26 protein-coding genes and 1 pseudogene are annotated in these 26159 nt (G+C 64.0%); 20 read left to right on the top strand and 7 right to left on the bottom strand.

Going from position 1 to position 26159, the window contains the following annotated elements; genetic code table 11:
- The first annotated feature begins 12 nt into the window (after positions 1–12).
- The 7 genes from ACOJCM_RS03655 (at position 13) to xylB (ending at position 7267) form a co-directional block, all read left to right on the top strand.
- Positions 13–927 (top strand): carbohydrate ABC transporter permease, encoded by a 915-nt coding sequence (locus tag ACOJCM_RS03655; protein ID WP_445210707.1) that lies wholly within the window; start codon positions 13–15, stop codon positions 925–927.
- Between the two features lie 11 nt (positions 928–938).
- Complete coding sequence (locus ACOJCM_RS03650; protein ID WP_445210706.1) at positions 939–2081, top strand: ABC transporter ATP-binding protein; 1143 nt, start codon at positions 939–941, stop codon at positions 2079–2081.
- Positions 2082–2092: 11 nt separating this feature from the next.
- The gene (locus ACOJCM_RS03645; protein WP_445210705.1) at positions 2093–2812 is read left to right on the top strand and encodes an HAD family hydrolase; all 720 of its coding nucleotides are present in this window, start codon (positions 2093–2095) and stop codon (positions 2810–2812) included.
- A complete protein-coding gene (locus ACOJCM_RS03640) occupies positions 2809–3591 on the top strand; it encodes an L-iditol 2-dehydrogenase (protein ID WP_445210704.1) in 783 nt (260 codons plus the stop codon). Before ACOJCM_RS03645 ends, ACOJCM_RS03640 begins: the two co-directional genes overlap by 4 nt.
- 4 nt (positions 3592–3595) lie before the next feature.
- Positions 3596–4219, top strand: coding sequence for a nucleoside triphosphate hydrolase (locus tag ACOJCM_RS03635; protein ID WP_445210703.1), 624 nt, complete (start codon positions 3596–3598; stop codon positions 4217–4219).
- A 67-nt stretch (positions 4220–4286) separates the two neighbouring features.
- Complete coding sequence (locus tag ACOJCM_RS03630; protein WP_445210702.1) at positions 4287–5780, top strand: mannitol dehydrogenase family protein; 1494 nt, start codon at positions 4287–4289, stop codon at positions 5778–5780.
- Positions 5780–7267 (top strand): xylulokinase, encoded by a 1488-nt coding sequence (xylB, locus tag ACOJCM_RS03625; RefSeq protein ID WP_445210701.1) that lies wholly within the window; start codon positions 5780–5782, stop codon positions 7265–7267. The genes ACOJCM_RS03630 and xylB overlap by 1 nt, the downstream gene beginning before the upstream one ends.
- A 30-nt stretch (positions 7268–7297) precedes the next feature.
- Here xylB and ACOJCM_RS03620 read toward each other — a convergent pair whose 3' ends face one another.
- Positions 7298–7609, bottom strand: a complete 312-nt coding sequence (locus tag ACOJCM_RS03620; protein ID WP_445210700.1) for an NGG1p interacting factor NIF3 — start codon at positions 7607–7609, stop codon at positions 7298–7300.
- Positions 7610–7737: 128 nt separating this feature from the next.
- Here ACOJCM_RS03620 and ACOJCM_RS03615 point away from each other — a divergent pair, with 128 nt between their 5' ends.
- The 6 genes and pseudogenes from ACOJCM_RS03615 (at position 7738) to ACOJCM_RS03590 (ending at position 15550) form a co-directional block, all read left to right on the top strand.
- A complete protein-coding gene (locus ACOJCM_RS03615) occupies positions 7738–8577 on the top strand; it encodes a fructosamine kinase family protein (RefSeq protein WP_445210699.1) in 840 nt (279 codons plus the stop codon).
- 107 nt (positions 8578–8684) lie between these two features.
- Positions 8685–9676, top strand: a pseudogene (locus ACOJCM_RS03610) (lipid A deacylase LpxR family protein).
- Between the two features lie 84 nt (positions 9677–9760).
- Positions 9761–10162 carry a hypothetical protein gene (locus ACOJCM_RS03605; protein WP_445210698.1) on the top strand — a complete coding sequence of 134 codons (402 nt, stop codon included), beginning with the start codon at positions 9761–9763 and terminating at the stop codon, positions 10160–10162.
- 82 nt (positions 10163–10244) lie between these two features.
- Positions 10245–11552, top strand: a complete 1308-nt coding sequence (locus ACOJCM_RS03600; protein WP_445210697.1) for an efflux RND transporter periplasmic adaptor subunit — start codon at positions 10245–10247, stop codon at positions 11550–11552.
- Complete coding sequence (locus ACOJCM_RS03595) at positions 11549–14716, top strand: efflux RND transporter permease subunit (RefSeq protein ID WP_445210696.1); 3168 nt, start codon at positions 11549–11551, stop codon at positions 14714–14716. The genes ACOJCM_RS03600 and ACOJCM_RS03595 overlap by 4 nt, the downstream gene beginning before the upstream one ends.
- Positions 14717–14860: 144 nt before the next feature.
- Positions 14861–15550: a hypothetical protein gene (locus tag ACOJCM_RS03590; protein ID WP_445210695.1), complete on the top strand. Its 690-nt coding sequence runs from the start codon at positions 14861–14863 to the stop codon at positions 15548–15550.
- A 3-nt stretch (positions 15551–15553) separates the two neighbouring features.
- On the opposite strand, the gene ACOJCM_RS03585 is transcribed toward ACOJCM_RS03590, so the two are convergent.
- Positions 15554–16171, bottom strand: a complete 618-nt coding sequence (locus ACOJCM_RS03585; protein WP_445210694.1) for a TetR family transcriptional regulator — start codon at positions 16169–16171, stop codon at positions 15554–15556.
- Between the two features lie 179 nt (positions 16172–16350).
- Here ACOJCM_RS03585 and ACOJCM_RS03580 point away from each other — a divergent pair, with 179 nt between their 5' ends.
- A complete protein-coding gene (locus ACOJCM_RS03580) occupies positions 16351–17382 on the top strand; it encodes a succinylglutamate desuccinylase/aspartoacylase family protein (RefSeq protein ID WP_445210693.1) in 1032 nt (343 codons plus the stop codon).
- Here ACOJCM_RS03580 and dusA read toward each other — a convergent pair whose 3' ends face one another.
- From dusA to ACOJCM_RS03555, 5 genes are all read right to left on the bottom strand, one after another.
- Positions 17383–18420: a tRNA dihydrouridine(20/20a) synthase DusA gene (dusA, locus tag ACOJCM_RS03575; protein WP_445210692.1), complete on the bottom strand. Its 1038-nt coding sequence runs from the start codon at positions 18418–18420 to the stop codon at positions 17383–17385.
- A 275-nt stretch (positions 18421–18695) separates the two neighbouring features.
- Positions 18696–18869, bottom strand: coding sequence for a YqaE/Pmp3 family membrane protein (locus ACOJCM_RS03570; RefSeq protein WP_197568384.1), 174 nt, complete (start codon positions 18867–18869; stop codon positions 18696–18698).
- 99 nt (positions 18870–18968) lie between these two features.
- Positions 18969–19166: a hypothetical protein gene (locus ACOJCM_RS03565; protein WP_445210691.1), complete on the bottom strand. Its 198-nt coding sequence runs from the start codon at positions 19164–19166 to the stop codon at positions 18969–18971.
- A 66-nt stretch (positions 19167–19232) separates the two neighbouring features.
- Entirely contained in the window at positions 19233–20519 is a 1287-nt protein-coding gene (locus tag ACOJCM_RS03560) for a Y-family DNA polymerase (RefSeq protein ID WP_445210690.1), read from the bottom strand.
- Positions 20516–20956 (bottom strand): LexA family protein, encoded by a 441-nt coding sequence (locus tag ACOJCM_RS03555; protein WP_445210689.1) that lies wholly within the window; start codon positions 20954–20956, stop codon positions 20516–20518. The genes ACOJCM_RS03560 and ACOJCM_RS03555 overlap by 4 nt, the downstream gene beginning before the upstream one ends.
- Before the next feature lie 617 nt (positions 20957–21573).
- Here ACOJCM_RS03555 and ACOJCM_RS03550 point away from each other — a divergent pair.
- The 6 genes from ACOJCM_RS03550 to ACOJCM_RS03525 all read left to right on the top strand — a co-directional run bounded on the left by ACOJCM_RS03550 (position 21574) and on the right by ACOJCM_RS03525 (position 26153).
- A complete protein-coding gene (locus ACOJCM_RS03550) occupies positions 21574–21888 on the top strand; it encodes a DMT family transporter (protein WP_445210688.1) in 315 nt (104 codons plus the stop codon).
- A 582-nt stretch (positions 21889–22470) separates the two neighbouring features.
- Positions 22471–22707, top strand: a complete 237-nt coding sequence (locus ACOJCM_RS03545; RefSeq protein ID WP_445210687.1) for a hypothetical protein — start codon at positions 22471–22473, stop codon at positions 22705–22707.
- A gap of 1016 nt (positions 22708–23723) precedes the next feature.
- Positions 23724–24335, top strand: a complete 612-nt coding sequence (locus tag ACOJCM_RS03540) for a hypothetical protein (RefSeq protein ID WP_445210686.1) — start codon at positions 23724–23726, stop codon at positions 24333–24335.
- Between the two features lie 115 nt (positions 24336–24450).
- Positions 24451–25038, top strand: coding sequence for a hypothetical protein (locus ACOJCM_RS03535; RefSeq protein WP_445210685.1), 588 nt, complete (start codon positions 24451–24453; stop codon positions 25036–25038).
- A 129-nt stretch (positions 25039–25167) separates the two neighbouring features.
- Positions 25168–25500 carry a TraR/DksA family transcriptional regulator gene (locus ACOJCM_RS03530; protein ID WP_445210684.1) on the top strand — a complete coding sequence of 111 codons (333 nt, stop codon included), beginning with the start codon at positions 25168–25170 and terminating at the stop codon, positions 25498–25500.
- A 71-nt stretch (positions 25501–25571) separates the two neighbouring features.
- Positions 25572–26153 carry a hypothetical protein gene (locus ACOJCM_RS03525; protein WP_445210683.1) on the top strand — a complete coding sequence of 194 codons (582 nt, stop codon included), beginning with the start codon at positions 25572–25574 and terminating at the stop codon, positions 26151–26153.
- Positions 26154–26159: the final 6 nt, after the last annotated feature.

Genomic DNA, 26159 nt, shown 5'->3' with positions numbered 1-26159 from the left:
AGGGAGGCACTCATGACCACTTACAAGACTAAGCAGGCCCTGCCGGCCGACGGCCACCTGGCCAGTAATGACACCGCTGACGAGACGCGCGCCCGACGCACGCCGCTGGTGCCCAGTGTCGGTGCACGGCGGGTCGGGCTCACGCTGCTGGGCTGGGGGATCGCACTGCTCATCTTCTTCCCCATCCTGTGGATGGTGCTGACCGGCTTCAAGAGCGAAGCCGAGGCCATCGCCGACCCGAGCCTGATCTTTACGCCGACACTGGAAAGCTACGTCGCCGTGCAGGCGCGGGCCGACTACTTCAAGTTCGCCCTCAACAGCGTGGTGGTGGCCTTCGGCTCGACCCTGCTGGCGCTGCTCATCGCCATTCCGTCGGCCTACGCCATGGCGTTCCTGCCCACCAAACGCACCAAGGGCACGCTGCTGTGGATGCTCTCCACCAAGATGCTGCCGCCGGTGGGCGTGCTGGTGCCGATCTACCTGCTGTTCCGCGACGTCGGGCTGCTCGACACCCGCACCGGGCTGGTTATCGTCTACACCCTCATGAACCTGCCGATCGTGGTGTGGATGCTCTACACCTTCTTCAAGGACCTGCCGCGAGACATCCTCGAAGCGGGACGCATGGATGGCGCAAGCACTTTCCAGGAGGTGATCTACCTGCTGCTGCCGCTGACCCTGCCCGGCATCGCCTCCACCGGGCTTCTGTCGGTGATCCTCAGCTGGAACGAGGCGTTCTGGAGTCTCAACCTCACGTCTTCCAACGCCGCTCCGCTCACTGCCTACATCGCGTCGTTCTCGAGCCCCGAGGGGCTGTTCTGGGCCAAGCTTTCCGCTGCCTCCACCATGGCCATCGCCCCGATCCTGGTGTTTGGCTGGCTCACCCAGAAACAGATGGTACGCGGCCTCACCTTCGGCGCCGTCAAGTAACGAGGTATTCCATGGCAACGCTACAACTTCACAACATCGTCAAGCGCTTCGAAGGCACCGAGGTGATCAAGGGCGTCGACCTTGAGGTCAATGACCGGGAGTTCGTGGTCTTCGTCGGCCCCTCCGGCTGCGGCAAGTCGACGCTGCTTCGCATGATCGCCGGCCTGGAGAGCGCCTCCTCGGGCGACATCCTGATCGACGGCAAGCGCATCAACGAGGTCGGCCCCGCCGAGCGCGGCCTGGCGATGGTGTTCCAGAGTTATGCGCTCTACCCGCACATGACCGTCGAGGACAACATGGGCTTCAGCTTGAAGCTAGCCGGCGTACCCAAGGAGGAGCGTCGGCGCAAGGTGCGCGAGGCGGCCGCAATCCTGCAGCTCGAGCCGCTGCTCGAGCGCAAGCCCAAGGCGCTCTCCGGCGGGCAGCGCCAGCGGGTGGCCATCGGCCGCGCCATCGTGCGCAACCCCAGCATCTTCCTCTTCGACGAGCCGCTCTCCAACCTCGACGCGGCGCTGCGGGTGCAGATGCGCATCGAGCTGGCGCGCCTGCACGAGGAACTCGACGCCACCATGATCTACGTCACCCACGACCAGATCGAGGCCATGACCATGGCCGACAAGATTGTCGTGCTGCAAGGCGGCGTGGTCGAGCAGGTGGGGTCGCCGATGGAGCTTTACCACCATCCGCGCAATCGCTTCGTGGCCGGTTTCATCGGTTCGCCCAAGATGAACTTCCTCTCGGTGGAGCGCGTCGACGCGGGCCCCACTGGCGTCGAGGTGCGCCTGCCCGACGGGGCGACCTGTACGGTGCCGGTCGACGGTAGCAGTCTTCGCGACGACACCCTGACCCTGGGCATTCGCCCCGAACACCTGCAGCTCGACCCCGAGGGGCCGCTGTCAGGGCGCATCGAGGTCATCGAGCGCCTCGGCGGGGTGACCTCGCTCTACGTGCGCATGCAGGACACCCTGGTCACCGTGAGCGCGGACGGCAACGTCGAGAACCGGGTCGGCGACACCCTGCGCTTCGGTTTCGACCGCGCCTGTGCCCATCTCTTCGATGCCGGGGATCTGGCCCTGCCCAGCCTGGCGCGCCATCCACTGGCCGGGCTCAATCGCCAGGACAATCGCGCCCCGACAGTGGCGGGCGGCCAATGAGCGGGGCGGGCATGGAAACACTGATCTTCGATTGCGACGGCGTGCTGGTGGACAGCGAGATCGTCGCCGAGGCCACGCTGGTACAGCAGCTCGGCCAACTGCTGCCGGACATTCCCGAAGATGTCGCCCTGCGCCAGGCACTGGGCATGACCACAGCGGCGATCCTCGAACGCCTGGAACGGCAGAGCACGCACCGGCTGCCGACCGATGCGCTGGAGCGCATCGATGGCGCCATCGAGGCGCGCCTGGCCGAGGAGCTGCGTGCCGTCGAGGGGGTGGCGGAGACGCTGGCCCGGATCGATCTGCCGCTGGCCATCGTCTCCAACAGCCGTCGCCGGCGGGTGCTGGCGTCGCTGGCCGTCACCGGGCTCGACACCCGGCTGGGTGAGGTGCCGTTGTTTACGGCCGATGAGGTCGAGCGGCCCAAGCCGGCCCCCGACCTCTACCGGCTGGCAGCGCACCGCATGGGGTGTGACCCGGGTGACTGCCTGGTGGTCGAGGATAGCGTCTCCGGCGTCACCGCGGCGCATGCCGCTGGCATGACGGTGATTGGCTTCACCGGCGCCAGTCATATCGAGGCGGGGCACGCCGAGCGCTTGCTCCAGGCCGGGGCATGGCGGGTCCTGCCGGCCATGCACGATCTGGAGGCGTTGATCCAGCAGTGGCGTGAGCAACGACGCACCGGGGCGAAGGTGGCTACCAGCGAAACCAACGAGGAAAACCCGAGATGAAACTGCAGGACAAGGTGGCGGTAATCACCGGCGGCGCGCGCGGCATCGGCCTGGCCATCGCCGAGCGCTATCTCGCCGAAGGCGCACGGGTTGCCGTGGCCGATATCGACGTGGCGGCAGTAGAGGAGGCCGCGGCCGGCCTGCGTCCTCTCGGCGCCGAGCGTGTCCTGGGCGTGCGCCTCGACGTCTGCGACCGCGACTCGATCGCGGCGATGATCCAGGCGGTGACGGAGCATCTTGGCGCTATCGATATCCTGGTCAATAACGCCGCGGTCTTTGACATGGCCCCGGTACTCGAGGTCAGCGAGGGCAGTTTCGACCGCCAGTTCGCCGTCAATACCAAGGGGCTCTTCTTTACCTTGCAGGCGGTGGCACGGCACATGGTGGCCCGCGGCGAGGGCGGGGCGATCATCAACATGGCTTCCCAGGCTGGGCGCCGCGGCGAAGCGCTGGTGAGCACCTACTGCGCCACCAAGGCGGCGGTGATCAGCCTGACCCAATCCTGCGCACTCGACCTGATTCGCTACGGCATTCGCGTCAACGGCATCGCCCCGGGGGTGGTCGACACACCGATGTGGGACGAGGTCGATGCGCTGTTCGCCCGCTACGAGAACCGCCCGCTGGGCGAGAAGAAGCGCCTGGTCGGCGAGGCGGTGCCCTACGGGCGCATGGGCCGGCCGGACGACTATGGTGGCGCGGCGGTATTTCTTGCCTCGGACGATAGCGAGTACGTGGTCGCTCAGACATTGAATGTAGACGGCGGCAACTGGATGAGCTGAAAAAATGAACCCCAATATCCATGACATGGCGGTGCGTTTGCTGGAGGCCGCCGAGAACCGCAAGCGCTTCATCGTCGCCCTGGCCGGGCCGCCGGGGGCGGGCAAGTCGTTCCTCTCCGAGTGGCTGTGCCGCGAACTCAACGAGCGGCAGGCGGGTATCGCCGCGGTGGTGCCGATGGATGGCTATCACCTCGACAACGCCATCCTCGAGCCGCTGGGGCAGCTGCCGATCAAGGGGGCGCCGGAGACCTTCGACCCCGACGGCCTCAGGCACGACCTGGAGCGCATTCGCCGCGCCGACAGGAGCGTGGCGGTGCCGGTGTTCGACCGTCCGCTGGACCTGGCTCGGGCCGGGGGACGTCTGATCACCCTCGAGCATCGCATCGTCATCGTCGAGGGCAACTACCTGCTGCTCGATTGCGACCCCTGGCGTGACCTGCAATCGCTGTTCGACATGACCCTGTTCCTCGAGGTCGCCGACGAGGTGCTCGAAGCGCGCCTGATCCAGCGCTGGTTGGGAATGGGACAAGACCAGCAGGGCGCCGTCGACAAGGCGCGAAACAAGGACATGCTCAATGCCCGACTGATCAAGCGCGAATCCGTCGCGCCGGACCTCTACTGGCGTTAGGTCGCGTCACGCTGCCGTTGCCCTTCAACTTTTCCGTTCATTGCCGCTCGCGGCAAGGAGTCTTTTCATGCCCGCTCTCAGCAACGCCACGCTCCAACGACTCGATCCGCGCATCGCCGTCCCGCGCTACGACCGCCAAGCGCTGACGCCGGGCATCGTGCACATCGGCGTCGGTGGCTTTCATCGCGCCCACCAGGCCATGTACCTCGACGCGCTGATGAACCGTGGACAGGCGCTCGACTGGGGCATCGTCGGCGTCGGCGTGATGACCGGCGACCGACGCATGCAGGAGGCGCTCGCGGCCCAGGACCATCTCTACACCCTGGTGGTGAAACATCCCGGCGGCGAACGCGAGCCGCGGGTGATCGGCAGCATGGTGGTTTACCTCTTTGCTCCCGACGACCCGGAAGCCGTCATCGAGCGCATGGCCGATCCCGCCATTCGCATCGTCTCGCTGACCGTGACCGAGGGGGGCTACAACTTCCATCCCGTCAATGGCGAATTCGACTTCGACAACCGTGACGTTCAGCACGACTTGGCCAACCCCGCAGTGCCGCGCACCACCTTCGGCCTGGTGGTCGAGGCTCTGGTCCGCCGGCGTGAGCGCGGCCTGGCGCCGTTCACGATCATGTCCTGCGACAATATACAGGGCAACGGCGAGGTGGCACAGCGGATGTTCGCCGCCTTCGCGCGGGCGCGCGACCCGGCGCTGGCGGCGTGGCTGGAGGCAGAGGTGGCCTTCCCCAATGCCATGGTCGATCGCATCACGCCGGTCACCCAGGCAAACGACATCGCCGAACTGGCCGGGGAGTTTGGCGTCGAGGATGCCTGGCCGGTGGTGTGCGAGCCCTTTACGCAATGGGTGCTGGAGGATCATTTCGTCGGCGGCAGACCGGCCCTCGAGCAGGTCGGCGTGCAGCTGGTCGAGGACGTGGTGCCCTATGAGCTGATGAAGCTGCGCCTGCTCAATGCCAGTCACCAGGCGCTGTGTTATTTCGGCTACTTGGCAGGCTATCGCTATGCACACGAGGTGTGCCGCGATCCGATTTTCGTCGACTTCCTGCTCGGCTACATGCGCCTCGAGGGCAGCCCGACGCTGGCGCCGGTGCCGGGGGTGGATCTCGAGCAGTACCGGCAGACGCTGATCGAGCGTTTCGCCAATCCCGAGATCAAGGACACCCTGGCGCGGCTGTGCGCCGAAAGCTCCGATCGCATTCCCAAGTGGCTGGTGCCGGTGATTCGCGAGCAGCTCGAGGCGGGCGGCGAGATCCGCCGCAGCGCCGCGGTGGTGGCGAGCTGGGCGCGCTACGCCGAGGGCGTCGATGAGCAGGGTGATCCGATTGCGGTGGTCGACCGCCTCAAGGAGGAACTGATGACCCTGGCCGCCAAGAATCGCAGCCAGCCCACCGCCTTCATCGACAACCGTGAGCTGTTCGGCGACCTGGCCGAGCGTGAGCGCTTTCGCGCCGCTTACCTGGCGGCGCTCCAGAGCCTGCACGAACGCGGCGCCCGCGCTACCCTTGAAGCCCTGACCGCGCAGCAAGGGCAAGGAGCAAAGTGATGTACATCGGGGTGGACTGTGGAACCCAGAGTACCAAGGTGGTGGTGGTCGACATCGAGAGTGAGGCGATCCTCGGCGAGGCGAATCGCCCGCATCGCCTGGTGGAAGGGGAGAACGGACGCCGTGAGCAGCAGCCAGAGGAGTGGCTCGACGCCTTTCGCGGCGCCTTCGAGGAGGCCGTGAGCCGGGCCGGTATCGAACGCCGTGCCATCCGTGCCATCGGCGTTTCCGGCCAGCAGCACGGCATGGTGGCGCTGGACGCCGAGGGCCGACCGGTGCACCCGGCCAAGCTGTGGTGCGATACCGAGACGGCAGCACACAATGCGGCACTCGTCGAGCGCCTGGGCGGGGCGGCGGGCTGCCTCGACAAGCTCGGGCTGGTGCTGCAGACCGGCTATACCGCCTCCAAGATTGCCTGGCTGCGCGATACCAACCCCACTGCCTATCGGCGTATCGACGCAATTCTGCTGCCTCATGACTACCTCAATTACTGGCTTACCGGCGAAAAGGTGGCGGAGGCGGGCGATGCCTCGGGCACCGGGTATTTCGATACCCGTACGCGGCAGTGGCGGCGCGACGTTTTCGCCGAGGTTGCGCCGGAGCTGGACCCTGAGCGCGTGCTGCCACGCCTGATCGACTCACGCGAGCCCGCCGGTACGCTGCGCCCGCAAGTGGCCAGCGAGCTGGGGCTGGGCGAGGGTGTCCTGGTTTCGAGCGGAGGCGGCGACAACATGCTCGGCGCCATCGGTACCGGCAATATCGAACCCGGTATCGTCACGCTGAGTCTCGGTACCTCGGGCACGGTGTGCGCCTATTCGCCCGAGCCGGTGCGCGCCGGGAGCGACATGGTCGCCAACTTCTGCGCCAGTCACGGCGGCTGGCTGCCGTTGGTTTGCACCATGAACGTGACGTCGGCCAGCAACTTGGTACGCGAACTGTTCGCCCTCGACCTGGATGCCTTCGGCGAGCGCCTGGCCGCGGCACCGATCGGTGCCGAGGGCGTGACGGTCCTGCCGTTCTTCAACGGCGAGCGGGTGCCGGCGTTGCCGCACGCCACGGCCAGTTTCCTGGGGCTCGACAGCCGCAACCTGACCCAGGCCAACCTGTGCCGGGCGGTGGTGGAGAGCGCGACCTTCGGCCTGCGCTATGGGCTTGAACTGCTCGGGCCGCTGGCCGCCGGAGCGAGCCAGGTCCGCCTCATCGGCGGCGGCGCCAGGAGCCCGCTATGGCGCCAGATGGTGGCCGACGTGACGGCGACCCAGGTGATCTGTCCGCAAGTGACCGATGCCGCGGCCCTCGGGGCAGCGCTGCAGGCTGCCTGGTGCGAGCGCACGGAGCTTTCTCTCTCTGCGCTCTGCGAGCGCCTGGTCCATCTCGACAACAAATCGCTGGCCGAGCCCGTTCCAGCCAGTGTCCAGGCCTACGAAACGGTCTACGCTCGTTATCGCAATGCGCTGAGTGCACACCACCGCGTGCCGAATCGGTAGCCCTGGCGAGCCGGGACGAGGCGTGGCGAGCTAGAACGTCTCCAGTTTCCACACGTCGAAGGCCGGCTCCTCGTAAGGGTGGGAGGCGCGCAGGGCGATGATGGCCTCGCGTATGAGCGAGTCCTCGCAGACCAGCTCCACCTTAACCTCCTCGACCTTTTCCAGCTCGCCGACCTGACCGATATGCGGATCGGCACCAGCCAAGGGGCGAAACTGGCCGGTACCGCGGGTCTCGAAGCAGCAGGCCTCGTAGTCGCCGATGCGTCCGGCACCGCTGGCGAATACGGCTTTCTTGACCGCCTCGGCATCCTCCAGCGGAACGAAGAAGGCTAGCTTGTACATGGGTCTCTCCTTGCATGCAGATGTTGCCGCCATGGAGCGATGGGCTCGCGTGGGTGAAAAACTCCGCTCGTTGTTTATGCTGACGCATGTATTGCCTGGTTGGAAAGACGGGATTCGAGGAGATAAGCATGGATCGGACCCTCACAGCACTGCTGGAGGAAGGTGGGCTCTCGCCACGGGGCACGCTGTCAGCTCTCGGGGGCGGCGATATCGCCGCTGTCTACCGGCTGGAGACGTCCCAGGGGCCGGTCGTGGTCAAGCGCGACGCCGCCGAGCGTCTTGTCGGCGAAGCGGATGGCCTCGAGGCCTTGCGCGAGGCGGCAAGCGCTTTGATTGTCCCCGAGGTACTGGCCCTGGGTGACGGCTGGCTGGTGATGGAGGCGCTCGAAGCGGGCTCGCGTACGCCGCGCGCTGCCGCGGCGCTGGGCGAGGGGCTTCGCGAATTGCACGCGCATGCATCGGACGAGCATGGCTGGCCGCGGGACAATGCCTGCGGCAGCACGCCACAACCCAATGCGCCACTGTCTGACGGGCGCGTCTTCCAGCGGGAACGTCGGCTGCTGCCGCTGGCCCGGGCCTGTCATAAGCGAGGATTGCTCGATGCTGCCTTGCGCCACCGTATCGAGGCCGTGGCGGAAGCGCTCGAGACCTGGCTGCCCGACGCGCCAGCGTGCCTGCTGCACGGTGACCTGTGGTCGGGCAACGTCCTTTACACCTCGCGGGGGCCGGCGATCATCGACCCGGCGGTGTATCGCCACTTTCCCGAGGTGGATCTGGCCATGCTGACGCTGTTCGGCTCACCCGGCGACGCCTTTTTCGACGCCTACTGGGATGGTGGCGTGCCGACCGACTGGCCGCGGCGCGAGGCGCTGTTTCAGCTCTACCCGCTACTGAATCACCTGCTGCTGTTCGGCGGCGGCTATCGTGGCGCGGTCGAGCGGGCGCTCGCCAGGGTCGAGCGAGTTTGACTTGGACGCAGGTCATTCAAAAGTTCGTTTGAAGGTCTTGCCCGCTGTGCCGTAGCGTGCATACACTCCGGTATGTTTCGTTAGCCTGCTCAAGGAAGGCCAAGCCCATGTATCGAAGCATTGGCAGTCTCGTTGGCGTCTGCGCCGTTGGCTGTCTGTTGACCGCACCGGTGCTGGCCAGCACGGGCGTCGTCACGCTGCAAATGGACAATGACGGCATGCTCAGCAGCGACGACGACAACTATACGGCGGGCATGGAGCTCATCTGGACCCGAACGACGCCGGCGGACCACTGGAGCCAGCGAATCGCCGGGAGCCTGCCGGACGGTTGGTTGCCGCAGGTCGATGCGCTTGGCTACCACTTCAGCTATCGCATGTACACGCCGGTGGAGGTAGCGCGACAAGATCTCATCGAGGACGATCGCCCCTATGCGGGGTTGGTACTTGGCGGACTCACGCTCTACGATCGTGAGTCACTGCCTGGGGCCTGGCAGCGTGAAGAAGCCCTGCAGCTCGACATCGGCGCGGTGGGACCGATCACGGCGGCCGACAGCGTTCAGCGCGAGGTGCACCGGTTCGTCGAGAGCCAACGCCCGCAAGGCTGGTCGCATCAGCTGGGCAACGAGCCCATCCTCAACGCCTCCTACCGCCGTCACTGGTGGCATCGTCAATCGCTGGGGCAGTTCGAGATGCAGCACGGACCGGGGCTTACGGCCTCCCTCGGCAACCTGCTCGTCCAGGCGGAGCAGGCTATGGTCTGCGTCTTGGCAAAGGATTGGATAGCGCCATGGGCTGGCCGTCCCTGGGGATCGACCAGGGGGCCTATCGACAGGTCTCGACCTCGCCGGGAAGCGGTTGGCATTTCTTTGCCGCCCTGTACGGCCGCTATACGGCCCATAACCTGCTGTTGGATGGCAACACCGTGCGCGACAGCCATTCCGTCGATCGCCGCGAGCTGGTCGGTGACGCCTTGCTGGGGCTGGCACTGACATGGCAGCAATGGGAAGTGAGCCTGGCCTCCCTGTGGCGGAGCAGGAAATTCGAGGAGCAGCGGGGGAGCACTGTGCATGGTGCGCTGTCGTTGAGCTATCGCTACTGAAGTAGCGGCTAGCGGATCCTGTCGACTGACGACCTATACTGGTATCTGCCGCTGCCAACATGATAAACACTGGAGAACAAGACGATGGTCGACCTCTTGCCGCTTCGGCGTGCCGGTTGGGGCGCGCTGTTGCCGGCACTATGGCTTGTCGTGAGCGTGCCGGCTTGGGCTGAAGCGTCGCACCCTAGGTCGGTAACCCCTGTCTGGCAGCCGGTGTTCCAGCCCTACTCCTGGCATCGCGAGCATTGGCGGCAGCGCAGGCGACACGATCCCTCCTTCATTATTCCATTCCCCGAGTCGTTCCTGGATGCCTACGTTCCCTGGGGCCCACCCGCCCAGCCGGACGTGCCGCCGCGACCCGAGCCGGTACTCCCGAGGGAGCGTGGCGAGATGTGGCGCGACGACGTGGTGGGTGCCGGCAGTGGCGGGCGAATCGAAGAGCATCCCGAAGGGCGTATCCTGCGCAGCCGACCGCGTAGCGACTGAGCGGCTCATGCGATTTACATCCATACATGCATGAATGTAAAATTCGCCGACCTTTGACGTATCAACGGGAACGACGCACATCATGAAAAGAATATTTCGATTCGGCCGGACAGCCTCGATGGTCCTGGCCGTCGGTCTGTTGCTGGCCGCTTGCGGCCAGGAGGAAAATCCGCAGGCGCAGCAGCAGGCCGCTCCGGAGCGTCAACCGCATCCCGTCGAGGTCGTGGCCATCGAGCGCCAGGATATCGCGCTGGAAAAGTCCTACCCCTCGCTGCTGCGTAGTGATGACGAGGTCACGCTGGTGGCCCGCATCACCGGTATCCTCGAGGAGCGCCACTTCGAGCCCGGTGGACAGGTCGAGAGAGGCCAGCCGCTCTTCTCCATCGAACCGGACGTCTATCAGGCGGCAGTGAATCAGCACGAGGCCAACCTGCAGAGCGCCCAGGCCGAGCTGGCTCGCGCCCAGCGCGACGCCGAGCGCTTCGAACGGCTGTTGAACCAGAACTCCGTGAGCCAGCAGCAGGTCGACCAGGCCCGTGCGGAGCTGAGCGTGGCGCGGGCGGCAGTGGCCCAGGCAGAGGCGGCGCTGGCGAGCGCCCGCATCGATCTCGAGTACGCCGAGGTCACCGCACCGGTGTCGGGCGTGATCGGGCTATCGCAGGTCAACGTGGGCAACCTGGTGAGCCCCGGCACGGCATTGGCCACCATAACGCCGCTGGATCCGCTGGAGGTGCGTTTCCAGCTGCCTCAGCGAGATGCCTTCGAACTGCGTCGGCAGCTGGCGAACAGCGGCGACGCGTCGATTAATGCCGTACTGCAGGTCCCGGGAGGAAGCGGTGCCGATAGCCAGACGCTGACCGGTCGGCTCGACTTCCTGGGTTCACGCGTGGACGAGCGCACCAGCACGGTTCAGGCCAGCGCCACCTTTCCCAATCCCGACGCCCAGGTGCTGCCGGGGCAGTTCGCACGAGTGCGGCTCGAGGGGCTCAGGCGCTTCGACGTACTGGCAGTGCCCGAGATCGCCATCACCCAGGGCCTGATGGGGCCGCAGGTGTTCGTCCTGGACGATGAGGGCGTGGCCCGTGCGCGTACCGTGGAGCTCGGCGAAGTGGCGGGGCCGTGGCAGATCATCCGCGGCGGCCTGGAGCCCGGCGAGCAGGTGGTGGTGGGCGACCCGGCCGGCATCGAGCCCGGTATGCCCATCGACCCCCAGCCCTTCGAAGGCGATGCCCAAGCGCTGGTCGAGGAGGTCGAGCGGGCCGAGGCCGAAGCCGAGCAGGAGGCCGCCGAGGCCATGCAGGAAGAAGAAGCCGCCCAAGCCATGCCGGAGGAAGGGGCCGAGGCCATGCCGGAGGAGGAGGCCGCCGAGGGCGGTGAGGACGACGCATGAATTTCTCCAACTTCTTCATCAAGCGCCCGATCTTCGCCACGGTGCTGGCGATCATCCTCACCGTGATGGGCGTGGCCAGCATGCGGGTGCTGCCCATCGAGCAGTATCCCAGCGTGGTGCCGCCCACGGTATCGGTTCAGGCGCAGTTTCCCGGCGCCGATGCCGAAACGGTGGCGCAGACCGTGGCCGCGCCCTTGGCCGAGGCGATCAACGGCGTCGAAGACATGCTCTACATGACCTCGACCAGTGGCGACAATGGCTCCATGAGCCTGAACGTGGCGTTCAATATCGGCACCGACGGCGACATCAACACGATCAACGTCAACAACCGGGTACAGGGCGCGTTGTCGCAGCTGCCCGAAGCGGTGCAGTCCCAGGGCGTGACGGTGGAGCTGCGCTCCAGTTCGATCCTGATGCTGGTGGCGCTGATCTCGCCGCAGGGCGACTACAACAACGTCTTCATGCAGAACTACGCCACCCTCAACATCCTCGATGAACTGCGTCAGGTACCCGGCGTCGGCGAGGCGTCGGTGCTGGGCGGCGGTGAGTTCGCCATGCGCGTGTGGATGGACCCCGACAAGCTGGCACAGTACGACCTGACCCCCACCGAGGTGGCGAGCGCCATTCGCGCGCAGAACACCGAGGTGCCGGCGGGCAACCTGGCCGCCACGCCGCAGCGCGACCCTCGTGCGTTCACCTACACCATCACCGCCGGCGGGCGACTCAACAATGTCGATGATTTCCGCAACATTTTCTTGCTCACCAACCCCGACGGCTCGGCCCTGCGCCTGGACGACGTGGCGCGCATCGAACTAGGGGCGTCCTATTACGGCGTGCAAGCACGCCTGAATGGCGCCCAGATGACGCCGATCATCATCAACCAGCAGCCCGGCGCCAATGCGCTGGAGACGGCGCGGGCGGTGCACGAGACCATGGCCCAGCTGGAGGCTCGCTTCCCGCCCGGGCTCGAATATGTAGTGCCCTACGACACCACGCTGTTCATCGACGCCTCGGTTGAAACCGTCACCCACGTGTTCATCGAAGCCTTCCTGATCGTCGGCGTGATTCTGTTCATTTTCTTGCAGAACTGGCGCTTCACGGTGATCGCCATGTCGGTGGTGCCGGTCTCGGTACTGGCCACCTTCGCCGGCTTCTTGATATTCGGCTTCTCGATCAACCTGCTGACACTGTTCGCCTTGGTGCTCTCCATCGGCATCGTGGTCGACGATGCCATCCTTGTAGTGGAGAACGTCGAACGCGTCCTCAGCGAGGACGACGAGATCACGGTGACCCAGGCCACCATCCGCGCCATGCGGGAGGTAGGCGGCCCGGTCATCGCGACCTCGCTGATCATGGCGGCGGTGTTCGTACCGGTGGCCTTCCTGGGGGGCTTCACCGGTCAGATCTACCAGCAGTTCGCCATCACCGTCGCCGTCTCGGTGGCCTTCTCCGCCCTCATGGCCCTGACCTTCACTCCGGCACTCTCGGCCATCTTCATCAAGCACAAGCCGAAGGGCGTGGGAGAATCCAAGCTGATGCGAGCGCTCAACACGCCGCTGCGGCTGTTCGATCGCCTGTTTGCCGGCATCACCGCCGCCTACCTGTGGCTGGTCAAGGTGCTGGTGCGTTTCTGGGGGCTGGCGCTGCTGTTGACGGGGCTCGTCATCGGCGCTTCCTGGTGGCTCTACCAGATCACGCCCACCACTCTGGTACCCGAGACCGACCAGGGTATCGTGCTGGCCAGCGTTCAATTGCCCGACTCCGCTTCCCTGGCACGCACCCAGCGTTACATGGATGAACTCAGCTCGCGTATCGAGGAGATCCCCGGGGTGCGGTACTCCACCGCCGTGGCCGGTTACGACATCCTCTCCAGCTCGGTCAACACCGCGCGAGGCATCATGTTCATCAATATGGAACCCTGGGACGAGCGCGAGCTGAGCGCCGCCGAGTTGGTGGGACGCATCATGCAATTGGGGGGCGAGGTTCCTGGCGGCTCGGCCATAGCATTCAATGTGCCGCCGATCATGGGCCTCTCCACCACCGGGGGGTTCGAAGGCTACTTGCAGTCCTTCGAGGGGGCTTCCCCGCAGGAGCTGTTCGAGGCTTCGGTACAGGTGATGCAGGCGGCCAACCAGCATCCGGCCCTGCAGCGGGTGTTCACCACCTTCAACGTCAACGTGCCGGGCTATCGCGCCGAGATCGACCAGCAGAAGGCACTGAGCTACGGTGTGGCGCTCGAGGATCTGAACGCGACCCTGTCGAATACCTTCGGCAACGGCTTCGTCAACTTCTTCAGCTATCAGAACCGCAACTTCCAAGTCTATTTGCAGAACGAGGATGAGTTCCGCAAGACCCCGGACGACATCAGCAGCGTCACGGTGCGTGGCGGCGATGGCGAGCGCATTCCGCTGTCGGAGTTCGTCACGCTGGAGCGACAGGCCAAGCCCGCGGTGGTGTCGCGCTTCGGTGTCTACCTGGGGGCACAGTTCCAGGGTGGCCCCGCCCCGGGCTACAGCTCCGGCCAGGCGATCGCCGCCATGGAGGAGATCGTCGAGGACACCCTCGGCGGTGGCTGGGGCATGGGCTGGACCGGCACGGCCTACCAGGAGAGCCAGCTCGGCAATACCGCGACGCTGGCCATCGTCTTCGGCATCCTGATGGTCTTCCTGATCCTGGCGGCACAGTACGAGAGCTGGTCGCTGCCGCTGGCAGTACTCACGGCGACGCCCTTTGCCTTCCTCGGCGGCATCGGCGGCATCGTGCTGCGCGGGCTCGATACCAGCGTCTACGTGGAGATCGGCATGCTGGTGGTAGTGGGCCTGGCGGCCAAGAACGCCATCCTGATCGTCGAGTTCGCCGAGCTGCAGCGCAAGGAACAGGGCCAGTCGATCCGCGAGGCGGCCATTACGGCGGCGGAGCTGCGCTTCCGGCCGATCGTGATGACTTCGCTGGCGTTCATCTTCGGTACGCTGCCGCTGGCGCTGGCCAGCGGTGCCAGCGACGTCAGCAGCCATCACATCGGCACCACCGTGGCGGTGGGCATGGCCTCGGTGGCGGTGCTCGGCAGCCTGTTCGTACCGAGCTTCTACGCCGTGATCGCTCGTATCTCCGACTGGCTGCGCTACCGGCTGCGCGGTCGACACGAGACCGCGGCCGAGCACTGAGCGGCGGTCCTTCCACTAGGCGACTGACGGGGCGCCATCCTGCGGGATGGCGCCCCGCCTTATTTCATGATCTGGAACATGCCCGGCGTGGCACGCCTTGGGCTAGGCTGAAGGTGAGTCGAGTGCAAGAGCGAGGAGGCTGCCATGGAAGTCGTGCGTGCCGTTGCCCTGAGTTTTCCCGTCGTCGTCTTCAGCGCCCTGGTCCCGCTGGTGTTGCTCTACTGGCTATTGGTAGTGCTGCGCCTGGCGCCGCTGGAGCTGTTCGCGCGCGACAGCCTGAAAGGGGACCACTTGGCGAGCACCATGGTGGCGCTGGGTTTCGCCGGCGTACCGATCTCCTTTGCCCTCAGCGTGCTGCTGGGCCTGGCAGGGGCCATCACCCTAGCAATCGAGCTGGTTGTGCTGCGCTGGCTGCCGCTGGGCCTGTTTCGTATCCCCGTGGGCGTGGCAGTGCTATGGGCCGCCTTTGTTCTCGCCTCGCCGCTGGCGGCAAGCCTGTGCCATGCGCTGCAGCGACGCTTCCATCGGTTGGCGCAGGCACGGCGCTGCCTGCTGGGGGAAGTGGTGCAGGTACGCTCCGCACCCGATGCCCAGGGCTGGGCCACGGCCGCGCCGATCGACGACACCGAGTGCGAGATTCGCCTGCACGGCAAGCCCGGTGACCTGCCACGCCCGGGAGAACGCCGGGTACTGGTGAAGTACGTGGCGGAGGAGGGCGCCTACCGCAGCGTGGCCCAAAGCCGTTACTGCGAGGCGCGTGAGCACCTGCGGCGGCTGCGGCTGGCTCGCGGCGGCGTCGGTGCGGGCCAGGGAGGCGTCGAGGCGCCTCTGTGAGGGTTATGACTCGGCGCGCAACAGCTCGAGCTGGGCCTCGACGAGCTGAGTGCCGCGTTCGCGCAGCGAAAACCGCTCATGATTGCGCAGCCAATCATGAAACAGGCCGCCGAGCATGGCCTGAAGCAGCCTGGCGGCGATTTCGGGAGAGAGATCCTGGCGTAGGTGGCCCATACGCGCGGCACTGGTGAAGTAGCCGAGCAGGGCGCCGCAGGCTTCCTCGGCCATCTCGTTCTGCATCGCCAGAGGATCGATCTCGGCGAAGGTTTCGCAGTGGTGGATCAGGATGGCGTGCACACGCCGATAGCGCGGCTGTTCCAGGCGTGCGAAGCCGCTCAGGCAGGCCTGGCGTATGGCCTCGAGCGGCTTGTTGGCGAGTTCCGGATCGCCGATCTCCTCCACCAGCTCCTCGAACGGCATGCGTACCCGTTGCAGCATGGCGCGGAACAGGTCGGCCTTGTTCTTGAAGTGCCAATAGACGGCACCGCGTGTCATGCCGGCCTCGCGCGCGATCTGTTCCAGCGAGGTGCGGGCCACGCCACGCTCGAGGAAGACAGCCTCGGCGGCATCGAGCAGGGCTTCGCGTGTGGCGGCGGCTTCTGCCTTGGTACGTCGGGCCATGGTGGGGCGGTTCTCCTCGGCACTGCAATGTTTCTGTCATTCTAACCCAGCGACGGCACGCTTACATACGGTTATGTATGTCATGCTTCGCTGCATGATGCCACCTCCGCTTGCCCCTCGTATTCCACGCAGTGGCCCTGTATAACGTGTCGAACACTGTTCTGGTACGGTAAGAGGTTATGCCCCGCGCACCTTTCGAGCTCAATGGCGCCACGATCAGGCCCGGCAGTCGTCTTCAGATCGACGTGCCGGTGGCGCGACTCTACACCCACGCTCCGCTGCATATCCCCGTCGAGGTGGTTCATGGACGCCGGCAAGGGCCTGTCATGCTGGTGTGTGGTGGCATTCACGGCGACGAGATCAATAGTGTGGAGATCGTGCGCCGGCTGATGCGCTCGCGCCAGATCCAGGGCCTCAATGGCACCCTGATCGCGGTGCCCATCGTCAACGTCTTTGGCTTCATGCAACACAGCCGCTACCTGCCGGACCGGCGCGACCTCAACCGCTGCTTTCCCGGCAGCGAAACGGGGTCGCTTGGGGCACGGGTGGCGGCACTGTTTCGCGAGCAGATCGTCGACCAGGCGACGCACATCATTGATTTGCACACCGGTGCCATCCACCGCACCAACTTGCCGCAGATCCGCGCCCAGCTCAGCCCCGGCAGCGAGACCGAACGCATGGCCAATGCCTTCGGCGCGCCGGTGATCCTCAACGCCGAGCTGCGCGAGGGCAGCCTGCGCCATTATGCGCAGACGCGGGGAATCCCGGTGCTGACCTACGAGGCCGGCGAAGCGCTGCGCTTCGACGAGTGGGCGATTGCCCCCGGGGTGCGCGGCGTACTCCGTGTCATGCGCCGGCTGGGCATGCTGGCGGGCGAACATCGGCGCAGGCCGCCACCGGCGGCGGAGCTGGCCAACGGTTCGAGCTGGGCGCGGGCGCCTATCGACGGCATCCTGCGCCCCAAGGTGCGCCTCGGCGCGCGGGTGACGCGAGGCGACGTGCTGGGCAAGGTGGCCGATCCCTTCGGCAACGCCGAAGCGGCGATCAAGGCCATGGCCGACGGCATCGTGATCGGCATGAGCCGGTTGCCGCTGGCCAACGAAGGGGAGGCGCTATTCCACATTGCCCGCTTCGACGCCATCGAAGAGGCCGAGAGCGCCATCGAGCACTTTCACTCCAGCCTGGAGCCGCTGCCCGACCCGCTCTACTGATTACGCCTCGGCAAGGTTGGGTTGGACTTCGCCCGTGCTTCTTTCCGGAACCAGGCTCAGCGCATCGTCGAATACCCGCAGGCAGGCGCCGTCGAGGTGGCCGTTCTCCGACAGGTGACGACGAAAGCGGCGGCCGCCCGGCTGGCCCTGGAACAGGCCCAGCAGGTGGCGGGTGACGTGGTTGAGCTTGGCGCCTTCCTCGAGCCGACGGGCGATGTAGGGGCGGAAGGCGCGGGCGGCCGCGTGCCGGCTCACGGCCGGCCCGGGTTCGCCATAAAGCGCCTGGTCCACACCGGCGAGCAGCCAGGGGTTCTGGTAGGCCTCGCGGCCGACCATCACGCTGTCGACGTGCGCCAGTTGGTCACGACATTCGTCCAGCGTCTTGATGCCGCCATTGATGCCGATGTGTAGCGCCGGCCGGTTGGCCTTGAGGCGGTGTACGCGCGGGTAGTTGAGCGGCGGAATGTCACGGTTCTCCTTGGGCGAGAGCCCCTGCAGCCACGCCTTGCGCGCATGCACGATGAAGATTTCGCAGCCGGCATCGGCCACCGTGGCAATGAAGCGCTCCAGATCGGCGTCCTCGTCCTGGTCGTCGATGCCGATGCGGCACTTCACCGTCACCGGGATCTTTACCGCCTCACGCATGGCGCGTACCGCTGCGGCGACCTTTTCCGGATAGGCCATCAGGCAGGCACCGATCAGGTTGTTCTGCACCCGATCGCTGGGGCAGCCTACGTTGAGGTTCACCTCGTCATAGCCCCAGCCCTCGGCAATCGCCGCGCACTCCGCCAGTTCGCCGGGGTCGCTGCCGCCCAGCTGCAGCGCAAGCGGATGCTCGACATCGTCGTAGCCGAGAAAGCGCTCGCGCGGGCTGCCGTGCAGGATGGCGCCGGTGGTGACCATCTCGGTGTAGAGCAGGGCACGGCGGGTCAGGGTGCGGGCGAAGGCGCGATAGTCGCGGGTCGTCCAGTCCATCATCGGCGCCACGGAGAACCGACGCGCCCGGGCCAGCGGGTCATGTCCCGTCATGTCAGTCATCAATGGTCTCCGGAGACGTGCCGTCATTGCCGTTCGATTTGCCTCATGCTCCCTCGTGCCACCATCACGGTAATGAAACTTTGGCGGCACGCCGCGAGACAGGGGCGTACCGGCAGGAGGGGATAAGAGTCGAGATGGCCGCCCATTGTACGCAAGAAAATGCTGCTCGCCCAGCGCAGGTGCCGCTGGCATTGGCACGCCGCGGGGGCAGCACCAACGGGGCGACGCCAGGCAGAGCCCCCCTGGCAAGCGACAGGGGGCTCTGCCTTGAGCGGCTAGTGTTTCAGGATGACGTAGAAGGCGTGGATGATGCCCGGGATGAAACCCAGGAACGTCAGCAGGATGTTGAGCCAGAAATGGCCCTTCAGGCCGACTTCCAGAAACACGCCGACGGGCGGTAACAGGAGGGCAAAGATCATCTTGATGGGGTCTGTGGCGGTAAAGGCCATAACTCACTCCTTTGAACGTGGCGTTTCCGATCCTGTTTCAAGCTCGGCCCCGCGATGATGCGGATGCGGGGCTGGCTGGCCAACCCCGCCTGGCAGTGGCTACTTTTTCTTTTTCATGAAAGGGAACACTCGGCCCATGGCATCGGCGAGCACCTGGTCGAGCGGTTTATGGTCCAGGCTGATTGCGGCTCGCGCAGCGGTATAGGTCCCCTTGTATTCCTTGGCGATTTCTTCGTCTGTCATGTTGTCGGGCAACTGCTCCTTTTCACGGATGATGTCGATAACGGCCTTGTCCATGTCACGCTCCTTTTAAGCCACTTGCTGTCGAGGATAGTGCAGAATCGCCCAGGCCGCGGTAGCGTATCAGCCCAGGTGCGCGGCGGGCAGCTCGTCCCAGCGCGTGGTCCACCGCGCTGATCGATGCGCGCAGCGCAAATGCCAGGCAGCACCTGGGCTGGGCGTGCCGAGCTTCACGGTTCCTCGGCCCATCCTGGCGTTCAGTTGGTCCATGACTGCCATCAGCTTGGCGCTGCGCTGTCGGTCGGTATCGCTCTGGGGAGTATCGAGCAGCGAGAGTTGTTGCCGATCGGCGTCGATCAAGTCGAGCAGCATCACCCCGCCCTTCTGATAGAGGTAGCCCTTGCGGTAGATCCGCTCCAGGGCATGGCCGGCGGCGTTGAGTATCTCCCGACTGTCGGCCGTGGGTCGTGGCAGTTCGAGCGCCAGGCTCGGTGAGTACTGCGGTAGGTCCTGCCGAAAGGGGTTCGTCTTGAGGAACACCAGCACCGCCTTGGCGAGGCCGTTCTGACGACGCAGCTTCTCGGCGCCGCGCTGGCCGTGCTGGCGCATGGCCTCGCGGATCTCGCTCAGATTGTCGGTCAGTTTGCCGAAGCTGCGGCTGGTCATGATGCGTATTCTGGCTTCATCGAAGTCGTTCATCTCGATGCAGGGGATACCGCGCAGTTCAAGCGCGGTGCGTTCGAGAGTCACCGAGAAGCGACGCCGGATCTCCTTCGGGTTGGCCTGGGCAAGATCCCAGGCGCTCCTGATGCCCATCACGGCCAGGCGTTCGACCAGCCGCCGGCCAACACCCCAGACGTCGCCCAATTCGGTCTTTTGCAACAGTCCCTGCGTCTCCAGGCTATCGGGCTGCAGCACGCAAACGCCCCGGTAAGCCGGGATTTTCTTGGCCCCGCGATTCGCCAGCTTGGCGAGAGTGCGGGTGGGTGCGGCGCCTACGCAGACGGGAATTCCGGTGAACTGACGCACCTTATGGTGCAACTGCCGAACGTGCTCGAGCAGTTGCCCATGGGTAAAACCCTCGAATCTTACGAACATCTCGTCGATGGAGTAGGGCTCGACAGCGGGAGCGAGCTCCTCGAGCACAGATTGCACGCGCTGGCTCATGTCGCCGTAGAGCTCGTAGTTGCTGGAAAGGAGGTGAATCCGTCCCTGTCGCACGAGATCCTCAAGCTCGAACGCCGGGGTGCCCATCGTGATGCCGAGGGCCTTCAGCTCGTTGGAGAGCGCGATGACACAGCCATCGTTATTCGACATCACGCCCACCGGAAGGCCGCGCAACCGTGGTTGGAACACGCGCTCGCAGGAGACGTAGAACGAGTTGCAGTCGACCAGGCCGATCATGGTCATACCGTATACTCGTGGATGACGGAGCGGACCACGCCCCAGACCTGGCATTCGATGTCGACCAGCGGGACCGGTGCATAGCGAGGGTTGCCTGAGCAAAGGCACGGCACCTCACCGCGCAGCTCATATCGCTTGATGGTGATTTCGCCGTCGACCATGGCAACGATGATGTGGCCTGGCCTAGGCTCGATGGAGCGATCGACTACCAGAGTGTCGCCTTCGTGGATTCCCAGCCGCTCCATGCTGTCGCCTGTCACTGCCAGGAAGAACGTGGCGGAGGGGCGCTTCACGAAGCGCTCGTTGAGGTCGAGCGTGCGGCCTTCGTAGTCCTGTGCCGGGCTGGGGAAGCCGGACAGTCCCGCGCGGCCCAGGGCAAGGGGGTAGGGAAGCGCAAGCGAGGGCGGCTCGGGATGAGCCGGTACGAATGTTGGCAGTGTCATGTGAGTCCCTTGGTGGTTCTGTATTTTTTTACAGTATTCTCGATATCATCATCTCCAGGCAACAGGCAAAAGCTAATGGAAGTTAGCTGACGAGAGGGCTAAATGACGACATGCCTCGCTCCTTGCCCGAAGGTTTGTAGGCAATCGCCTACAAATACGAAGCAGTTTTCTTACGCGTCACGATATCCTGGGTTAAAACATCCCACTCCTGGAGCGACTATCTTGTAGGTGACGGGCGAGGGAGAGCCCTTCAGGGAAGGCCGAGCAATGGAACGCTCAGAACCAGGGATGCTTGGGCAGGATGCCTAAGATAGGTGGTTAGGGAAGCGTTGATTGGAAAGCCCGGCCTGGCGGTCGGGCTTTTTTTCGGTAGGTCGTTACGGCGAAGTGGCGCCAAGGCAATTTCGCCATGCGAGAGACGCCTGGGTTTCGCGTTCTCTACGGGTTCGCCAAAATATCGCGTCTCATCGCGCCTGCCCTGGCTGTCAGCCGGGGCTCTTTTCGTTCGGGCGGCCAGCGAGGCGACTTGCCCGCGACGACTGCCGCTGAGCCCGGGAGGACGACCTCTCTCTATGGGAAAAGCTTTTCGGGACGACCCGAGAGATGAGGAAGCTACTATGTCTTGGGTGCTGCTCGGTCTGGCCGGGTTACTCGAGGTCGTGTGGGCGTATGCCATGAAGCAATCACACGGTTTTACGCGCCTGCTCCCGACCACCGTCATGTTGGTATCGATGGTGGGATCGTTCTGGCTGCTGGCGATCGCGATGCGCAGCCTGCCGTTGGGCACGGCCTACATGATCTGGACCGGCATCGGCGCCGTGGGCACCTTTGCCATCGGCGTATGGTTCCTGGGAGAGGCTGTTTCGCCCTTGCGTGTTTTTGCCGCCCTGCTGATCGCCGCCGGCATCGTGACCATGAAAATGGCGACCTGACCAAGACCTCGCATGGTGCCTTTGCTCACAACGCGTGTCGGCAATCTCTTACGAGCCAACCTATCCCAGGTTAATGTCCGGGCTTTCGCCGGCTGTCATAGTGCACCCATCGGGCAGGGAGAGCCCGGCAAGGAAGACCGAGACATGGAAGGCTCACGTACCAAGGATGCTCGGGCAGGATGCCTGAGGAAGTGGAAAGGAAGCAAAGATGCAGCCCGGCCTTACGGCCGGGCTTTCTTGTATAAGCCTTTCGCACCGTCTCTTTGGGTGGTGCGAAAGGCTTATCATGGTGATGCCTGCTGTGCTTCGCTCAGCGACTTGATTCTGATGAAAGGCGGACTATCCTGAAGATGTGCACAAAGCAAGGAAGCTTTCCAAGGCGGGATGCCTTGCTGGGCAGGAAGCCCGAGAAAGGAACAGGGAAGGCTGGATGAGACAGGATGTCATTTTTGGCCATGGAGTTCCGACAGTAGTAATGCCTTAGCGCAGCACGTCAGCCCCTTCACGTCGTGAAGGGGCTGCCTCTTTTCTGCATCGTGCTCCTCCGCTATGGAGGCTGGTGACCCAGCCATAGGAGAGGACATGGATCATGATTTGACCGATCACCAAGTGGAAATATTGTCCCGCGCGCTGCAACACGGCGGTGTGCTGGCGGCACCTTTTGGACATCCCGGCGAGGATAGCCTGGTCGATGAAATGGAAGCGCAGGCGGCGGACCTGGAAGCAGGTGGGCTGGTCAAGGCATGGCGTGACGAGAATGGCAGCCTCCAGCGACTTGAGGTGACCTCCCAAGGCTATGCCGCGCTGGGAGTTCGCTAGGCACTTCTTGATGAGGCGACGTACTACGCGCCCTATCGGCAATCTCGTACAGGCCGAACTGACAAAGGTCGCTACTGGCATGGGTGATGCTCTGCCAGACTAGACCCGGCGAGCGAGGGAGAGCTCACAGGGAGACGGCGCCAGGAGGGTTCGGCCGCCAGGGAAACGCGGGCAGGAGGCCTGTGCATGGCAGAAGGGAAACAAGGCGAGCCCGGCCGCCTGGCCGGGCTCTCTCTTGTATACATATCGAAAGACAGCCTCCGGCGGAACATGGAGCGTCATTGGTCCAGGCTTTTGCCGCTTGCGGGTTGAATTACGCCCATTTGTTCTCTGGATTGCTCACCCCTAGGCTGGGGGTATCTCGCAAGGATGCGGGGACGAAGACAAGCCGGGCAGAAGATGCCAGGGATGCATGAAAGGACATTCATGGTGAGCTGGAAAGGAAGCAAAGTGAAACCCGGTCATGCACCGGGTTTTTCTTTGTTTGGGCCCGGGTTCACAAAGCCAAGCAATGCTGCCTCACATCGTGTCGAAACCGCGTTGCTGACAGCCTTCGCGCTTGCTCAGCTGGCGTCTTACAGTGTCCTCGGTGCGCCGAAAAGCAGAAGGCAGAAAAAAATAACAGGCTTACGGTTAACCTGAGTTAATTTTTTTTACCGACTTTGGTGGCAGTGTGTACTCCGCACAGGTCAGGGATGGCTTGGCAGGGATGAACGGCCAGGATGGCCTCGGACAGGGAGGTGCGGACAGGAGGTCCGCAGCGCAAGCAGGGAAGGCGGGGGCAGGACTCGGCCTTTTTTCGGTCGGGTTTTTTCTGTCTCTGCTGGGTACGGTAGGCCATCGTGGTAGTGGTTCAGCATCGTCTGGAAGGAGTGCAGGAAGGCCGGTGCGGGCCGATTGTCAGCTACGGCGGGATCATGGTCTAGGAAGGTGTTCGTGGCGAGCTATCGTCATGAATGAGTATTGATCAGCTTTCGAGGAGTGGTAGGACAATTCCCTGACGCAGGAGAAGAAGAATGATCAGGCTAACTTGGAAGGCAGGATCAGAATTTCTTGAAGAAAAGGGCCCTAGTGTCGCGATCGTGCTGTTCATGACGTTTATGTCATGGATCCTGTTCTGGCCGCACGGCTTGAACATCAGCATGGCCATTGGCAAGGAGCCGGAAGCGATAAAGTATGAAAAGGTCAGAACTTCATATTCAAAGAATGCGGCTGAGTTAATGCGCTATAACGAGGATATCTTTTCTCGTTCATTGAGCATACTCGATACTAAAAAATATTACTGTCTACTGACCGAGTACTTCGACACGGGATACGAGGGTGGGCTTCAACCTGCGGCCCTGTTGCGCTACGAATCCCTATGCGAAGTATTTAGCGATGCCGCTGCCTTGGTCGATACCTATGCCGATCGGCTGAACGGCTGGAGTGGGTTTTATCCCGAACTCCATGAGTTCACCTGGCACGGCAGGAGTGAAGAGCAGCGCATCGGGCCTTTCCTGACACAGGCAGAGTGCATCGAGATCGCGGATCGCCTGGCTCGTCTGGGTGAGCATGCCTCGAGTTGCGGCCCCTACGGTCACGCTTCGACAGAATCTTTGAACACCGCCCTGGTGGCAGACCAAGGCTGACGGCATGCCGTGGCCACAGGGTGGAGGGTGCGCTGGCCGTCGATGGTACGGTCAGTGCGCCTAGGCTTTCCACGCTTGGCTTCGGTAACCCTGACTATGGCGCAAGGAAAGAACAATGTTGATAAAAGAAGAGCGAGCGAGCAGGGCGGCTGTACCTCGTGGCAACAAGACAACTTGCCTCTTGGCTTTGCTTCTTTCATTGGCGGCCTGGCTTCTGATTTTCCGTGGTTTTGATATCCATTCCATTGAGAAGGCGGAAGGAACCACCAGGGAGCATGGTGTTATGGACGTGGTTAGTTCAAATGGCATTGCCGAGCTTATGGCGCGCCATGATTATTTTTATCAGCAAGCCTCGACCATACTGGAGCTCCACGGAGACTACTGCGGTGAAGTAGATTCGGATGGTAATGATGTTGCTATAGTAAAGACGAGAAGTGAAGCGCTGTGCAACATATTTACCGAAGCAGTTGAAATGGTAGGTTCCTATCCCCGCAGACTTGGAAAAGAGGGGGGCTCACCGCAGGCACTGTTTCGTTTCGACCTGCTTGAGAACGGCGAGGAGAAGACTATCGGTCCGTTCTTGTCTCACAGCGAGTGTTCGGTCATCGCGGCGCGGCTGGTCCAGTTCGGCGAGCAGGTAACTTCCTGCCTGCCCTATGAAGAGTGGCGTTATGAACTCTTCTTTGCCGGGAATCACGATTAACCAGATTCGAGCGCCCGGGCGCTGCTGCCTTGGCATCGCCTCATCCTGACGCGTCAAGCGCTTCCAGGAGGCACGCTTCTTTCCGCATGTGCTATGCAGAAGGAGTGAAGCGTTAGTGGAGGTACAACGATGGAAAAGCGTCAGGAGCTGCTGGAAGCGCTGAGGGACGAACTCGTCGAGCGGGTGGACCGCTACAAGGTGCATAAGATGCGCCTCGAGAACCCCCTTGATCGGGATATGGAGGAGCAGGCCATAGAGCTCGAGAACGAGGATGTCATCGACGCTCTCGAAGAGGAGGCCGAGGAGGAGCTTGGGCAGGTTCTGCATGCGCTCGAACGTATCGAGGAGGGAGAGGGCGATCTGTGTGAACGATGTGACGAACCCATAGATCCCCGGCGTCTCGAGGCGATACCCTACGCCACTCTCTGTGTCGACTGTGCCGATTTGGAAGGAGAGCCTTAGCTGCACCGAACAGGACTGGCCGGCTATCCAGGTGTTAGTCTAGAAGCGTGATGGTCGGTCAGGAGAAAGGCATGAAGGCATGGCGTCGATCCTGCGCAGCTCTGGTGGTGCTATGGCTGTCGGGCTGTGGCGGTGATGGTAATGACGGAGCGGCGACCGAGGAAGAGGCGCAGACCGAGCAGCCGGTCGAGGTCGCGGGCGAGCCCGTCGAAGAACCGGCCCAACAGGATCCGTTGACGGTCGAGATCGAGGCGTCGGCAACGCTGCGTGACGATCGCCGACTCGTTGTAGAAGGTAAAACCAACCTGCCCGACGAGACGCGCCTTCTGATTGTCGTGGAGCGTGAGCTGAGCGGCGTACGCTGGCAGTCGCGCACCGCGGTTTCGAACGAGCGGTTCGCCGCAGGCCCCTTTGGGCCGGGTAGCGGCCTGCCGGATGGTGGATACAGCATCACCGTCAATTTGGTGGAAGCCAGCGTCCAGCCAGCTTCAGTGCAGCAGCAGATCGGTAAGCAGGGCGAGCGCCTCGAGGGCGAGCTGGTGCGGGGCGCGCGCCATGGTCTCGGGCAGGTCGCAAGCTACTCGAGACGATACCTCATAGGTAGCGAGCCTCGCCGGGCGACCGACCAGGTCGAAGTGCTGGAGGTGGAATGATCGCCC

Source organism: Billgrantia hypersalina (genome assembly GCF_052584175.1).
Note: the sequence above shows the minus strand (reverse complement) of the source record. Positions and strands in the feature narration are given on the sequence as shown.

Excerpts from the sequence above, each read along its gene's own strand:
- ACOJCM_RS03655 (WP_445210707.1), top strand. The coding sequence starts at position 13 with ATGACCACTTACAAGACTAAGCAGGCCCTGCCGGCCGACGGCCACCTG.
- ACOJCM_RS03650 (WP_445210706.1), top strand. The coding sequence starts at position 939 with ATGGCAACGCTACAACTTCACAACATCGTCAAGCGCTTCGAAGGCACC.
- ACOJCM_RS03645 (WP_445210705.1), top strand. The coding sequence starts at position 2,093 with ATGGAAACACTGATCTTCGATTGCGACGGCGTGCTGGTGGACAGCGAG.
- ACOJCM_RS03640 (WP_445210704.1), top strand. The coding sequence starts at position 2,809 with ATGAAACTGCAGGACAAGGTGGCGGTAATCACCGGCGGCGCGCGCGGC.
- ACOJCM_RS03635 (WP_445210703.1), top strand. The coding sequence starts at position 3,596 with ATGAACCCCAATATCCATGACATGGCGGTGCGTTTGCTGGAGGCCGCC.
- ACOJCM_RS03630 (WP_445210702.1), top strand. The coding sequence starts at position 4,287 with ATGCCCGCTCTCAGCAACGCCACGCTCCAACGACTCGATCCGCGCATC.
- xylB (WP_445210701.1), top strand. The coding sequence starts at position 5,780 with ATGTACATCGGGGTGGACTGTGGAACCCAGAGTACCAAGGTGGTGGTG.
- ACOJCM_RS03620 (WP_445210700.1), bottom strand. The coding sequence starts at position 7,609 with ATGTACAAGCTAGCCTTCTTCGTTCCGCTGGAGGATGCCGAGGCGGTC.
- ACOJCM_RS03615 (WP_445210699.1), top strand. The coding sequence starts at position 7,738 with ATGGATCGGACCCTCACAGCACTGCTGGAGGAAGGTGGGCTCTCGCCA.
- ACOJCM_RS03605 (WP_445210698.1), top strand. The coding sequence starts at position 9,761 with ATGGTCGACCTCTTGCCGCTTCGGCGTGCCGGTTGGGGCGCGCTGTTG.
- ACOJCM_RS03600 (WP_445210697.1), top strand. The coding sequence starts at position 10,245 with ATGAAAAGAATATTTCGATTCGGCCGGACAGCCTCGATGGTCCTGGCC.
- ACOJCM_RS03595 (WP_445210696.1), top strand. The coding sequence starts at position 11,549 with ATGAATTTCTCCAACTTCTTCATCAAGCGCCCGATCTTCGCCACGGTG.
- ACOJCM_RS03590 (WP_445210695.1), top strand. The coding sequence starts at position 14,861 with ATGGAAGTCGTGCGTGCCGTTGCCCTGAGTTTTCCCGTCGTCGTCTTC.
- ACOJCM_RS03585 (WP_445210694.1), bottom strand. The coding sequence starts at position 16,171 with ATGGCCCGACGTACCAAGGCAGAAGCCGCCGCCACACGCGAAGCCCTG.
- ACOJCM_RS03580 (WP_445210693.1), top strand. The coding sequence starts at position 16,351 with ATGCCCCGCGCACCTTTCGAGCTCAATGGCGCCACGATCAGGCCCGGC.
- dusA (WP_445210692.1), bottom strand. The coding sequence starts at position 18,420 with ATGACTGACATGACGGGACATGACCCGCTGGCCCGGGCGCGTCGGTTC.
- ACOJCM_RS03570 (WP_197568384.1), bottom strand. The coding sequence starts at position 18,869 with ATGGCCTTTACCGCCACAGACCCCATCAAGATGATCTTTGCCCTCCTG.
- ACOJCM_RS03565 (WP_445210691.1), bottom strand. The coding sequence starts at position 19,166 with ATGGACAAGGCCGTTATCGACATCATCCGTGAAAAGGAGCAGTTGCCC.
- ACOJCM_RS03560 (WP_445210690.1), bottom strand. The coding sequence starts at position 20,519 with ATGACCATGATCGGCCTGGTCGACTGCAACTCGTTCTACGTCTCCTGC.
- ACOJCM_RS03555 (WP_445210689.1), bottom strand. The coding sequence starts at position 20,956 with ATGACACTGCCAACATTCGTACCGGCTCATCCCGAGCCGCCCTCGCTT.
- ACOJCM_RS03550 (WP_445210688.1), top strand. The coding sequence starts at position 21,574 with ATGTCTTGGGTGCTGCTCGGTCTGGCCGGGTTACTCGAGGTCGTGTGG.
- ACOJCM_RS03545 (WP_445210687.1), top strand. The coding sequence starts at position 22,471 with ATGGATCATGATTTGACCGATCACCAAGTGGAAATATTGTCCCGCGCG.
- ACOJCM_RS03540 (WP_445210686.1), top strand. The coding sequence starts at position 23,724 with ATGATCAGGCTAACTTGGAAGGCAGGATCAGAATTTCTTGAAGAAAAG.
- ACOJCM_RS03535 (WP_445210685.1), top strand. The coding sequence starts at position 24,451 with ATGTTGATAAAAGAAGAGCGAGCGAGCAGGGCGGCTGTACCTCGTGGC.
- ACOJCM_RS03530 (WP_445210684.1), top strand. The coding sequence starts at position 25,168 with ATGGAAAAGCGTCAGGAGCTGCTGGAAGCGCTGAGGGACGAACTCGTC.
- ACOJCM_RS03525 (WP_445210683.1), top strand. The coding sequence starts at position 25,572 with ATGAAGGCATGGCGTCGATCCTGCGCAGCTCTGGTGGTGCTATGGCTG.